General features: G+C 47.3%; 15 protein-coding genes and 1 riboswitch. Of the genes, 1 reads left to right on the top strand and 14 read right to left on the bottom strand.

Annotation, left to right across the window (positions count from 1 at the left end):
• Positions 1-123 precede the first annotated feature (123 nt).
• From hbs to OCU21_RS01960, 7 genes are all read right to left on the bottom strand, one after another.
• Positions 124-399 (bottom strand): non-specific DNA-binding protein Hbs, encoded by a 276-nt coding sequence (gene hbs, locus OCU21_RS01990; protein WP_261805829.1) that lies wholly within the window; start codon positions 397-399, stop codon positions 124-126.
• 219 nt (positions 400-618) lie between these two features.
• Positions 619-1929, bottom strand: coding sequence for a ribosome biogenesis GTPase Der (der, locus tag OCU21_RS01985; RefSeq protein ID WP_261805828.1), 1311 nt, complete (start codon positions 1927-1929; stop codon positions 619-621).
• Positions 1930-2010: 81 nt separating this feature from the next.
• Entirely contained in the window at positions 2011-3222 is a 1212-nt protein-coding gene (rpsA, locus tag OCU21_RS01980) for a 30S ribosomal protein S1 (RefSeq protein WP_261805827.1), read from the bottom strand.
• Positions 3223-3326: 104 nt separating this feature from the next.
• A complete protein-coding gene (cmk, locus tag OCU21_RS01975; RefSeq protein WP_261805826.1) occupies positions 3327-3992 on the bottom strand; it encodes a (d)CMP kinase in 666 nt (221 codons plus the stop codon).
• Between the two features lie 33 nt (positions 3993-4025).
• Positions 4026-4610, bottom strand: a complete 585-nt coding sequence (locus OCU21_RS01970) for an SAG1386/EF1546 family surface-associated protein (RefSeq protein ID WP_261805825.1) — start codon at positions 4608-4610, stop codon at positions 4026-4028.
• 84 nt (positions 4611-4694) lie between these two features.
• Entirely contained in the window at positions 4695-6200 is a 1506-nt protein-coding gene (locus OCU21_RS01965) for a RecQ family ATP-dependent DNA helicase (protein WP_261805824.1), read from the bottom strand.
• Positions 6197-7213, bottom strand: coding sequence for a YpbB family protein (locus tag OCU21_RS01960; RefSeq protein ID WP_261805823.1), 1017 nt, complete (start codon positions 7211-7213; stop codon positions 6197-6199). Before OCU21_RS01960 ends, OCU21_RS01965 begins: the two co-directional genes overlap by 4 nt.
• 1 nt (position 7214) lies before the next feature.
• On the opposite strand from OCU21_RS01960, the gene OCU21_RS01955 reads away from it, so the two are divergent.
• Positions 7215-7493, top strand: coding sequence for a ferredoxin (locus OCU21_RS01955; RefSeq protein ID WP_261805822.1), 279 nt, complete (start codon positions 7215-7217; stop codon positions 7491-7493).
• Positions 7494-7688: 195 nt separating this feature from the next.
• On the opposite strand, the gene OCU21_RS01950 is transcribed toward OCU21_RS01955, so the two are convergent.
• The 7 genes from OCU21_RS01950 to OCU21_RS01920 all read right to left on the bottom strand — a co-directional run bounded on the left by OCU21_RS01950 (position 7689) and on the right by OCU21_RS01920 (position 12921).
• Positions 7689-8267 carry an ECF transporter S component gene (locus tag OCU21_RS01950; protein ID WP_261805821.1) on the bottom strand — a complete coding sequence of 193 codons (579 nt, stop codon included), beginning with the start codon at positions 8265-8267 and terminating at the stop codon, positions 7689-7691.
• A 106-nt stretch (positions 8268-8373) separates the two neighbouring features.
• Positions 8374-8491: riboswitch (FMN riboswitch) on the bottom strand.
• A gap of 61 nt (positions 8492-8552) precedes the next feature.
• Positions 8553-9302, bottom strand: a complete 750-nt coding sequence (locus OCU21_RS01945) for a pseudouridine synthase (protein ID WP_261805820.1) — start codon at positions 9300-9302, stop codon at positions 8553-8555.
• Positions 9289-9987, bottom strand: a complete 699-nt coding sequence (gene scpB / locus OCU21_RS01940) for an SMC-Scp complex subunit ScpB (RefSeq protein ID WP_373875452.1) — start codon at positions 9985-9987, stop codon at positions 9289-9291. Before scpB ends, OCU21_RS01945 begins: the two co-directional genes overlap by 14 nt.
• Before the next feature lie 9 nt (positions 9988-9996).
• Entirely contained in the window at positions 9997-10731 is a 735-nt protein-coding gene (locus OCU21_RS01935; protein WP_261805818.1) for a segregation and condensation protein A, read from the bottom strand.
• Between the two features lie 9 nt (positions 10732-10740).
• Positions 10741-11136 carry an N-acetyltransferase gene (locus OCU21_RS01930; protein ID WP_261805817.1) on the bottom strand — a complete coding sequence of 132 codons (396 nt, stop codon included), beginning with the start codon at positions 11134-11136 and terminating at the stop codon, positions 10741-10743.
• Between the two features lie 32 nt (positions 11137-11168).
• The gene (gene xerD, locus OCU21_RS01925; protein ID WP_261805816.1) at positions 11169-12056 is read right to left on the bottom strand and encodes a site-specific tyrosine recombinase XerD; all 888 of its coding nucleotides are present in this window, start codon (positions 12054-12056) and stop codon (positions 11169-11171) included.
• Entirely contained in the window at positions 12049-12921 is an 873-nt protein-coding gene (locus OCU21_RS01920; protein WP_261805815.1) for a CvfB family protein, read from the bottom strand. Before OCU21_RS01920 ends, xerD begins: the two co-directional genes overlap by 8 nt.
• Between the last annotated feature and the right edge of the window lie 23 nt (positions 12922-12944).

The raw sequence follows: 12944 nt of genomic DNA, 5'->3' as shown, positions 1-12944 counted from the left end.
TATTGTTATCCACCCGCATAGCGGGTGGTTTTTTGTTTCGCGCGCTTCGCGGGCTCAACTGGGTCTAAAGACACTAAAAAGAAACCGTCGAGGCTTACAGCCCCAACGGTTTGACACACTCAATTATTTAACTGCATCTTTCAAAGCCTTACCTGGTTTGAATGCAGGAACTGTACTTGCAGGGATCTTGATTTCTTCTCCGGTTTGAGGATTGCGACCTTTACGTTCCGCACGTTGACGAACCTCAAAGTTACCAAAGCCGATCAATTGAACCTTTTCACCACTAGCAAGTGTTGATTGGATCGTGCTGAAAACAGCGTCGACAGCCGCAGTTGCGTCCTTCTTAGTCAAGCCAGTCTTTGATGCAACGCTATCGATCAATTCTGCTTTATTTGCCATATGGAATTCACCTCCCGCAGCCAAGCATAACGCTAAGCGTGCTTTTATATTTCATGAATTATGAAATGAAACAATGATACGATTTAGATCATTATTCCATTGATAAAGTTATCATAGAAAGCGCGATATAACAAGGTTTTTTATCTAAAAAAGCGATATTTTAATAAAAAAGTTCACCATAGGCCCTTTTTAGCAAATAATCAGGTAAAAGTGAGCAGATTACTTGCGTTTTCGAGCGATCAGTCGGATCGGTGTCCCGGAAAAATCGAAGCTTTGGCGTAATTGATTGACCAAAAAACGTTGATAAGAGAAATGGAATAGATCGGGATCATTAACAAACACCACAAAAGTAGGTGGCTTGATCGCGACTTGGGTCAGGTAATAAACGCGTAAGCGATGACCTTTGACATTTGGCGTCGGGGTGATCGCAACAGCACGCAGCAAAACATCATTCAACACCGCTGATTGGATCCGTCGTTGTTGATTCTCAGAAACTGTTTTGATCAATTCCGGTAATTGTTTCAGCCGCTGCTTGGTCACCGCCGAAACGAAAATGATCGGGGCATATTCCAAATATTGCAACTGTCCCCGCAACTTTTCGGTAAATTCACCCATGGTTTTGGTGTCTTTTTCCACCAGATCCCACTTATTGACCAAAATAACGATCGCGCGTCCCGCTTCATGGGCGTAGCCCGCCACTTTTTTATCTTGTTCACGGAGACCTTCAGCACCATCGATCACGAATAAAACCACATCTGAACGGTCGATCGCGCGTTGCGCCCGCATAACAGCATATTTCTCAGTCGCTTCGTACACACGCCCGCGCTTCCGGATGCCAGCAGTGTCGATCATCGTGAACTCTTGACCAGTTTCATCAGTGAAACGCGTATCGATCGCATCGCGAGTCGTTCCTTCGATATTCGAGACGATCACCCGTTCCTCACCTAAAATCGCATTGACCAATGAGGATTTACCCACATTAGGCCGACCGATCAAACTGAACTTGATCGAATGATCATCATCGTCATTGACCTCGGCTGGAAAATGCGCCACGATCGCGTCGAGCAGATCCCCTAAGCCAGTGCCCTGTGTCCCAGAAACGGGCAAGGGCTCACCGAAACCCAATGAATAGAAATCATAGATATCTTGGCGTTGCTCCGGATTATCGGCTTTATTGACTGCTAAAATAACTTCTTTATGTGAGCGATAAAGGATCTGAGCGATCCGTTCGTCGGCGTCAGTTATCCCTTCGCGCGCGTTGACAAGGAAAACGATCACATCCGCTTCATCGATCGCGATATCCACCTGATTCCGGATTTGCGTCATAAACGGTTGATCCGCGAACTCGATGCCCCCGGTATCGATCATGCTAAATTCATGATTCAGCCAGATCCCCCGACTATAGATCCGATCGCGAGTAACTCCCGGGGTATCTTCAACGATCGAGATCCGTTCGCGCGCGATCCGATTGAAAATCGTCGACTTACCTACGTTTGGTCGCCCAACGATCGCGACAACTGGAATTGCCATTAAACCACCTCAATTTTTTCTCGGTAAAAAAAGAGTTGGGCCAAATAAAGGTCCAAACTCTTTTTCAAAGTATGACACTGATTATTTGTCTGAATCGTCGTTGTCTTTCTTCAAGGCATCGCCGATCATTTCGCCCAAGCTGAAGCCATTGCTTGTTTCTGGCATTTCATAATCACTTGGTACAGCTTCTTCGTCCTTGCTGTCTTCGCCTGGCTTTTCCGTCAGTGCTTTGATCGACAAAGACAAACGCTTGTTTTCAGGATCTTCACTCAAGACCTTGACTTTAACGACTTCGCCTTCTTTGAGGACTTCGTTAGGAGTCGCGATATGTTGATGGGAGATCTGTGAGATATGGACCAAGCCTTCAACGCCAGGGGCAACTTCAACAAAAGCACCGAATGTCGTTAAACGTTTGACGGTTCCTTCGATGGTCGCGCCAACAGGAGCAACCTCAGCGATCGTATCCCATGGTCCTGGTTGTAAAGCTTTGATCGATAGTGAGATCCGATCTTTTTCAGGATCAACGTTCAAGACCTTGACTTTGACTTCTTGACCGACTTTCAGCACATCACTTGGCTTATTGACATGTTCATGAGCGATCTCAGAAATGTGCACCAAACCATCGATGCCGCCTAAATCAACAAAGGCGCCAAAGTTTGGCAAACGAGCAACTTTACCTTCGATCACATCACCAGGTAAAAGTTTGGCAAAGATCTCAGCTTTTTTAGCTTCTTTTTCAGCCTTGACCAACTCACGCCGTGAAAGGATCAAGCGGTTCTCGCTTGGTTCGATCTCAATGATCTTGACTTCCATCGTTTGGCCAACATAGCTCTTCAAGTCATCAACGTAATGATCATCGACCATGGAAGCGGGAATAAAGCCCCGGACCCCAGCGTCAACGACCAAGCCACCCTTAACGACTTCGGTCACTTTAACAGATAAAGTTTCGCCAGCCTTGAATTTAGCTTCAATATCGGACCAAACTTTACGTGCTTCTAAGCGACGCCGTGATAACAAGTAGTTACCGTTTTCTTTGTCGTGGCCTAAGCTTGACAAAACGACTAATTCAATCACGTCGCCCACTTTAGCTTGGTCTTCGATCTTAGCGTTGCGATCGGCGGTCAATTCCTTCAAAGGCACGACCCCTTCAACACCGGCGCCTTGAACACCAACAACAAGTTGATTGTCGTCGATCGCCAAAACCTCGCCCTTGACAACATCGCCCACTTTGATTTCTTGAACGCTATTCAGCGCCTTTTCCATTTCACTTTGACTGTAATCTTGCTCTGACATAATTATCCTCCTGCACTATAACATCACATTAATTCTAATAGAAAAACACCGAACAAGCTAGTAAAAAGTACTAATTTATTCGGAAAAACTGAATCTTTTTTTGTTTAGGCGCTTTTTTTGGCCAAATCAACGATTTTAGCCACGACTTCCGTGATCGTTAGCTTGGTCGTATCGATCTCGATCGCGTCTTTTGCTTGGGTCAATGGTGAGATCTGACGATGGGAATCCTTGAAATCGCGAGCGACGATCTCGGCCTCTAGTTGCGCCAAGGGGGTCTCGATCCCTTTAGTCAAATTCTCGGCATAACGGCGCCGTGCTCTTTCAGCGGCACTAGCGACCATAAAGATCTTCAACTCAGCTGCTGGTAAAACCGTGGTGCCGATATCACGCCCGTCCATTACGATCGAGTTGCCCTGGGCGATCTGGCGTTGTTGGTCGACCAGTTCTGCCCGGATCCGTGGCAACGCCGAGACCTGTGAGACATTATTCGTGGTCTTGGGTGTCCGGATCGTTAAGGTCACATCTTCATCGCCCAGAAAAACCTGTTGATCTTGACCTGGCGCTCCCGGCTTGAAACTGATCTTATGCGTCGCCAATAAAGCTAAAATGCCAGCCTCATCGCCATAATCCAACTGGTGTTCAGTTGCTAGGACCGTTGCTGCCCGATACATCGCTCCTGTGTCACAATAAATAAAGCCTAGTTCTTGCGCGACCAATTTGGCCACTGTACTTTTACCTGCGGACGCTGGCCCGTCGATTGCAATTTGCACTAACTATCATTCCTTAAACATATTCAGATTCATTTACTTGATCCGCAACGATTGCCCTGGCACGATCGCCGAGTTGCTACTCAAGCCGTTCAGTTGTAAAAGCTGATCTAAAGTCAAGCCATTATTGATCGCGATCCGATAAAGATTATCGCCAGCCTTAACGGTGTAACTACCACCTTCAGTAGTGCTGGCGCTACTAGATTCGCTACTGACCGTGCTGGAACTGACCGCACTAGAGCTTTCCGCAACACTACTGCTGGACGCTGCCTCTGAACTCTCAGTAGCCACACTGCTACTAGAACTAGTGGCGCTACTAGATTCGGCTGGTCGGCTCTTTTTGGAAGACTTGACTGTCGATTTTTTAGATGAGACCACGATCTCGGGACTTTTATTATCCTTTTGCGCCGCGACCCAAGCCCCGATCGTACTGCCGATCACCGCCAACAGAATAACAACAAGTATGGAAACGAAAATCGTGTTGTTGTGCTCACGCTTCTTCGTTGCTGTCCGTGATAGTTGACCATTATCATCGCGATCATTATCAAAGTTTTTTTCCCAAGGCCGCGTGTCTTTGTCCGTGGGTTTATTTTGATTATCTTGATTGTCCTGCTTACTCATGATTGACCCCCTTTTCTGTCTATGCATTATTCTATCATAATCTCGGATTTTTTTTCCAGAAAACTGCTAAATCACGCAAAATCTCTACGATTCTATAAAAAGTTGCCGCAAAACTGCGGCCGGCTGACGAAGATGTCGGGCAGCCGCTGGCGGCGCCGACGCGATCTGAGCCAATTGTAATCGTGCTAAAACAGTGGTCAGACTCGGTGTCGGTGCCTGACTGCAACAATGATCAGAATGATGTAGTTGTGCCGGCTCGGGATCAAAATAGTCGCAAAGTTGCTGGCGTAAACAAGTCGTTGAGGTCAAGTAGGTCCAAAATTTTTGCCATTGTTGAAAACGTAATTCCGCTGTCGTTTGTAGGATCGCGATCACTTGGGCCGCTGGGAGCTCGGCTTGACGATAGGCTTGCAATATCCCCTGCTGATTAGTGTCTAGCTGCTGAGGATCATCAGGATGATCGAAAAAGCGCTGGATCGATCCTGGAGTCAGCCGATTTCGTAATAATCGCTGCGACAGGCGTTGCTGATCTGACGCCATCACGAAGATCACCGCTAAGGCCGGTTGCCCATCACGACCGGCGCGACCGATCTCTTGTAAATAGCTTTCAAAATTAGCGGGGAGCTGGTAATGGATCACGAGGCGCAGGTTACTTTTATCGATCCCCATACCAAACGCGCTGGTCGCAACGACCACACGTAATTGATTTTTCAAAAAAAGTTGCTGGATCTGATTGCGCTCACTGGTGCTCAGACCAGCATGATAAAAGGCCGCGATCCCTGGTTGCTGTTGATCCAGCCGTTGGGTCAACTCCTCCGCCTCACGCCGCGTCGCAACATAGATCAAAGTCGGCACTTGCTGACCGACCAGCATCAAGGTCTGTTGCCATTTACTTGTTTCGTCAGCGACCGTCTGTAACCGTAAATAGATATTCGGCCGGTCGACCGAGGCTTGATAGACGAATGTGGTGGCTGCTAACCGCAGATTCTTTAGAATATCTTGGCGCACACGACGATTAGCCGTTGCGGTCAGCGCTAAGGTCCGCTGTGGTCGGATCTGTTGGCGAATGATCCCTAGACGCAAATAACTGGGCCGGAAATCAGGGCCCCAACTGGAAATACAATGAGCCTCATCGATCACCAATAATCCCACTGTTATTTGCCGTAAACGCTGTTGCACCGCTGGTTGTTGCAAAGTCTCTGGTGCTAGAAAAACAAAACGGTATTGTTCCAACTGCTGTAAAACAAGTTGCCGCTCCGCAACGGTCAATTGACTATTGAGAACAGCGACTTTTCCTAAATTTTGACGACGGATCCGCCCGGCTTGATCAGCCATCAAAGAGATCAACGGACTAACGACCACGATCAGACCATTAATATGGGGACTTAAAAACTGATAAAGTAACGACTTGCCACTGCCAGTCGGCAAGATCCCCAGCGCATCGCGTCCAGACAGTAACGCTTGTAATAATGGCGCTTGTCCCGGTCGAAAATGGGCGAAACCAAAACGTTGCGTCAGCTCATTTTCAAGCTGTTCAGTTGTCACGGATCCATTATCTGACCCACTTGTTGATTGATTAGTAGCAGTCATTGAGTCTGCTCACCCCCTGTTCTTGAAGATCGTGCGGTTATGATCTCTTGTACTCGCTGGCTAAAAAAGCTTTCTGGATCTGCCTTTAATAACTGTTGCACTGCTGGTGCTTCGATCGAAAAATCAGGACAAAGCAACGCTGCCTGCAATAAGTGTTCCCTTAATGTACCCTCCTTAAGCCGAGAATCGGTGACGATCGCTGACCAACTTTTCCCAGTCAGAACTTGGTGATAAGTCCAATCAGCACTACGATTCAATGGTGTCTGTGGCATTGGCAGTAATTGTTGTAAGATGGGATAACGTAAAGTTTCACGTCGAATCAGGCTCAATAACAGACCTAGACTATTGAATTGAGCCAATTGCAGTTCAGCTGGTGTCAAACTTAAGGCCTGGGCCAAAGTAGGGCCAGGGATCCCTGCGTCATAATCGCTCCAAAAAGAATTGGCGATGATCAAAGCCGCCTGTTCTGGTAATTGAGCCAGAGCCAAGCCCAACTCCAACACAAAATTTTGGCCACCAGCAGTCCCGATTTTCTTGAGCCAAGCCTTGACTTGTCTTTGGATCAGTAAATGTTCCGTTAAGGGTTGATAATGGACGATCTGATGTTGATAATTGCTAACGACTTGTACCGCTAATAATAAGCGCTCCCACTGTTCCTCAGCTGGTCCCATTTGCCAATACCGATAAGCAGTTGGCCAAAAGCCCTGAGCCAGTAATCCGGTTTGCCTCACCAATCCCGCTGAAGTCAACTTGGCCTCTGCACGTGTTTGATCAATGATCACTAACTTTTCTTTTTCTAATTGGCTCAAGGCCGCTTGATAATCGTTCCATTTTAATTTAGGATAAAGATGAAATTGATCAAGTAGTCCATATTCATGACTGGCAAACAAATTAGAGATCGTTTGCTTGCCTTGCAATGAATAGTAGATTGCTTTATAACGCCGCGGTTCCAGCGCAAATGTCGCTAACAGGATCGTTGCCTGCACACTAACACCACCAATCGAGGTTCTCATTATGTATACACGTGTTGTTCCAGCCCAATGTATTGCCTGTGGCCTTTGCCAATTAAAGGCACCTGAGCTTTTTAGCTACGACGAGGAGGGCATCGCCTATGTCAAATTAGACAATAATCAAGGTACTGCCCCGATCCCCGTAGCGCTACGAGCCCAATTCAAAGAAGCTTATACCAATTGTCCCACAGGCGCGATCCTACGTCAAAATCAGCCTTTTACCGCGGCGCAGCGTCAGAAATCGGACCAAGATCCCGACTTGAATGACCTGCAACACCATTGAGTCCCGCCAAGTAGCACTCACGATCCGCCTAAAATAAGGGCTATCTTGAAATACGCAGGATCGCCCAAAAGCAAACAAAAACCACCTGCTTTTAGCGTCACGGATCGCAGTGTCCGTGGTGCCTGACAGGTGGTTTTGATCACTTGGATCGTTGACTGCGTTGACCCAAACGGCCAACGCTATTTTGATCGTGACTTATAGACGATGAAACTCTTGATGTTTACGCCGAAAATAGGCGCCGACATGGATCTCCAGCAAAACGAACAAAGCCATGATCAAACTACCTTTGATCAGATTAAAGGGCACGATCGTGAAGATCACGTATTTCAAATAGCTCATCCCCAATTTAAACCCAGTCACCTTGACATACAAAGGCGTCAAGACAAAATAGTTCAAAACTGCCATGACCAAAGTCAAAGCAAGAGTCCCACAGAGGATCAGCAATAACCGCTGTTGCCAATTCGCCCGTCGTTTCAGCAGCGCCCAGGTCACCACCAACAACGTGAAACTAGCCACGACCGATCCTAGCTCGCCTAATAAAGCCGGCGCGGAAAAACCAGTCATGATCAAATGCAAGACCGCGCGGATCAACACCACGCCGCTGGCACCAGCAAAACCAAACAAAGCTAAACCACTTAAGGGGATCAGATCACTAAAATCCAGTTTCAGAAATGGAAACAAGGGGATCGGGATCTCGATCAACATCAAACAATAACTCAACACCCCAAAAAGGGTCACACTGACCCAAAACCGTAACCGATTACCACTACGCATCAAAAAACCGCTCCTTTACGAAACAGCCGTCTTCGCGCAGTCTCTCCTGCCCAAATAAAAAACTGTTAGTCAGGGAATGACTAACAGTCTTATTTACCACAAAAAAGACTGTCTTCTTTCATCTAGACTATACTATCGGTCTTGGAGTTTCACCAAGTCAACCGTTCTCACGGGTCGCGGACTGTACCGCCGGTCGGGAATCTCACCCTGCCCTGAAGACAAACTATTATTCTTATTTTTTATCAGTTAAAGTATACCAAAAAAACGTTCTCAAAACAAGCCAGATCAATGACCTTGTTTTTCCGCCAATTGATAAAGCTGATGGACTTCCTTGGTATTTAATTTGCGAGCCTCACCTGGTTGAACGCCAAATAGGTCAAGAAAGCCATACTGTTCCCGCCGTAATTTCTGAACGGGATGCCCCACTTTTTGTAACATCAATTTCACTTGATGATTCATACCTTCGTGGATCGTTAACCCGACCAGTGCAGTTTGTTTCGTCCGATCACTACTCTGTAACCAAGCCTTGGCCGGCGCCGTCTGTTTGCCCTGGATCAGCACGCCTTGACGTAGTTGCTTCAACTCTGCCGCCGTAGGGATCCCTGCCACTTTTGCCAAATAAGTCTTATCAACATGAAACTTAGGATGCATCAATAAGTTTGCCAATTCGCCATCATTGGTCACCAAGATCAGCCCGGAGGCATCATAATCCAAGCGACCGATCGGATATAGTCGTTCTGATTTATCCGCAAAATAATCACTGATCACTTTACGACCCTTGTCATCGCTCACCGCCGAGATCACGCCCCGCGGCTTATAGAAGAGATAAGTCGCCAGCCGCGGTTTCTCCAAAGGTACCCCGGCCACTTCCACATGATCATGAGGCCCGACTTTAGTTCCTAACTCTCGGACCGTGGTGCCATTGACTGTGACCTGACCAGCCACGATCAAGGCCTCTGCTTTTCGGCGTGAAGTGACACCAGCGTTGGCGATGACCTTCTGTAAACGTTCTTGTTGCTCATTATTCTGGCTCATGCTTTGTCTCCTTATTTTTCGGGTCGTTTTGTTCTGGTCCTGCTTGTGAAGAGCGCTCAGACTGCGGACTGTCAGCACCATCGGTTTCAGCGCCCGCTGTTGCTGGGAGCGGCACATTTTTCTTATTAGCCTGATCAAAGAATAGGTCCAGATTCCCTTGCTGGTCGAATGGCTGCCCTGAAAAATCTTTTAGATCTGGTAATTGTTTCAGGCTTTTCAAACCAAAATAGTCTAAAAAATAAGCCGTCGTGCCATACAGGATCGGTCGTCCCGGCGCTTCTTTGCGACCTGATTCTTTGATCATTTGCCGGGCCATCAATGTTTGCAGAGCTCCCGCGCTTTTGACCCCGCGGATTTCATCGATCTCGATCCGTGTAACTGGCTGTTGATAAGCCACGATCGCCATGGTTTCTAAAGCAGCCTGACTCAATGAATTGGGCTGATGCCCAGCAAAGTATTGATGCAGCAATGGCGCATAACCCGCTTTGGTCGCCAACTGATAACGCTCGCCAAACGTTAAGATCGTTAAGCCACCGGCACCTTGATCATAAGTCGTCTGCAATTGCTCCAGTAATTGGCGGAGCGCACTGGGGTGGATCCCCAAAATGCCAGCCATTTCTTTTAACGTGATGCCGGCATCTCCGACGGTGTACAGAATGCTCTCGATCTCACCCTGATATTCGATCACAAGTTCCTACTCCTCGCTCAATTGGATTTCCTGATTAAAACTACTTTGGTGACAACAAATCACTTGATTCTTCATTAATTCTAAACAAGCCAAAAAGAAAACAACGACTTGTTCCCGGTCAAAATCACCAGTAAATAAACTCATGAAGGCGATCCGTTGTCCGGTTGCTTGGGCCAGCCGTTGCTCGATCAGCGTGACCGCCTCATCCAAAGAAAAGGTTTCGCGACTGATCGTCTGCTGAGAGAAGTCCGTTTCCTTTTGTCGTTGCTGCAAAAGTTCGCTTAAGGCCGCCGCTAATTCGTTGACGGTGACTAAACCAGCAGGCAATGGTGTTGGGATCTTCTCCTGCGGGGCGCTTTCTTCCTTCACAAAATAACGGGACCGCTCTTGTTCTTGTGTTTGCAAGTAATGACTGACTTCTTGATAAGTCTGATAAGCCAGCAGTTGCGCAACCAAAGCTTCTCGTGGATCTAACGCTTCTTCTTCAGGCTGATCTAATTGTTTAGTTTTGGGCCGGGGCAGTAGTAACCGGCTCTTGATCGCCATTAGATTTGCGGCCATCACTAAATAATCCCCTGCAACATCTAAAGCCAGCTCTTCACTATCATGAAGAAAAGTAAGATATTGTGCCGTGATCTGCGCAATGGGGATATCATAAATATCAATTTCTTGGATCTTGATCAAATGCAGCAAAAGATCTAGTGGCCCCTCGAACTCAGATAATTTAACCTTTAATTCCATTGGCCCCACTCAACGATTCTCAGCCGATCGATCTTGATCTGCTTGTCGTTCACCTTGATGTCGTTCCCACGCGGAAACGATCTCCGTCATATTGACTGGCGCCATCAAACGCTTATCAGGAAAGCGTTTCGTCAACGCATCAAGCACTGCAAACGCATTTTCTTCGGTACGATAGTCTGGAGTGAAGGCCAAATGGCGTAGCAAAATATAAGTCGACTCGATCTCGATGCCGACGATCCCGACAAAATCGCCTTGGTCCGTTCGCCAAAGATCCAATTCCAATTGGTCATCGGTGGTGTAATTATCCAATTCCGCCCTTAAACGGTCAAACTTTTTTAAATCGGGCGTAAAAGATAACAACCCTAAAGCAATCTTCTCATAATCTTGTTTGTACTTAACTAACATGTCATTCCTCCCGAACTTTTCTCCGTTATGGTTCAATCACGAGGGTGAGCTCGTTCATAAACCTGGAGCAACCGTTTCTGGGTGATATGGGTATAGATCTGGGTCGTTGAAATATCCGCATGACCCAATAACTCCTGTACCACTCGCAGATCGGCGCCGTTCTCCAATAGATGCGTCGCAAATGAATGGCGTAACGTATGCGGCGTCACATCTTTTTTGATTCCTGCCTGACCGATATATTTCTTAATGATTTTCCAAATCGCTTGCCGGGTCATCGGCTGACCCCGGAAATTCAAAAATAGGGCCCCGACAAAACGATCTGATTTGATCAATCGCGGCCGACTCTCTTCAAGGTATAGTCTAACATACTTGACCGCGACGTCGCCAATCGGCAATAAACGTTCCTTATTACCCTTGCCGATCGTTTGTAATAAGCCTAATTCTAAATGAAGTTCCGCTAATTGCAAGTGGACCAACTCACTAACGCGCAGCCCGGTGGCATACATCACTTCTAAAATCGCGCGATCACGCAACCCTAACGTTGTTGTGACTGCTGGCATCGCCAATAACTGATCGACTTCCGCCACACTTAACGCGACGGGCAAATGTTGGCCGCGCTTTGGTGAGGGGATCGTGGTCATTGGATCATGTTGGATCGATCCCCGTTGTCGTAACCAACGATAAAATTGGCGCAAACTAGAAACCGCCCGCATCCGACTACTTTGACCTTTTCCCTGTAATTGTAGAACCCGTAAATAATCACTCAGGATCGCCGGGTCTTCAGGATAAGCCGTTATTTTTTGGGTCGTCAGCCAAGCCAAAAACTGGCGCAGATCACGGCCGTAACTGCTGATCGTATTCTCCGCCAATCCTTGCTCGATCCGTAGTGACCGTAAATAATCGGCTAATAAATCAGTCACGGTAGTCGCGGCCTTTATCGGTCAAACGCGTGCCTTCACGGTCAGTGCTGATCAAGCCTAGTTTTAGCAGACTGCCTAGAGCACGTTTGAACGCCCCTTTACTGATCCCAAAATAAGCCTTGATTTCTTCAGGATCACTTTTATCTTGATAACTGATCGTTTGTTCCGGCGCACGTTGTAAAACCGCCAAGATCATTTTGGCGTCATCGGCGATCTCTTCATAAGCCAAAGGACGCAGACTGATCGATAAACGACCGTCACGGGTCAAACCGATCACGCGACCCTGAACAGCCTCACCCACTCGCGGCTCATCCAAGCGTTCCGTATGGTGAACAAAAGCCAGGCGTTTATCTGTTAGCACCACGAAAGAGCCAACTTTTTTGGCTTGATAAACGGTCCCACTAACGGTTTCATTGCGGGTAAATTCTTGGCTAAACCGCCCATGTTCTTTAAAATACTCATCGCCAGCTTGTTCCGCCCACAACCGGTCCTTGTGATCGGTCTTCAAAGAAATATAGAGCTGATCACCTTTTTGTGGCCAAATGTTGTGCAATTCTGGTAGTTCATCCAAGGATAAAACCACATCTTTGTCCGCCAAGCCAATATTAATAAAAACGCCTAGATCACGGCGCACCTGAACTACCTCACCAGGGCCAACATGGCTCCGACTGATCAAAGGCGGCTCTGTATTCAGGACCCACTGACCCTTCATATTCTGATAAATAAAGCCGCTGACTGTATCCCCAGTCTTAAAATCCGTCCGGGGACTATCAACGCGCAAGGTTTGCCCCTCGGCTTGGGCAAAGAAGCCCTGCTCATTTCGATCACTGATCGTGGCAGCCACGATCGTTCCTTGTTCTAACATTTAAAAAATCCTTTCTTGTTCAC

It is taken from the genome of Lapidilactobacillus luobeiensis (assembly GCF_024345205.1).
GTDB classification, from domain to species: Bacteria; Bacillota; Bacilli; order Lactobacillales; family Lactobacillaceae; genus Lapidilactobacillus; species Lapidilactobacillus luobeiensis.
This window is presented reverse-complemented; position numbering and strand designations above follow the sequence as displayed.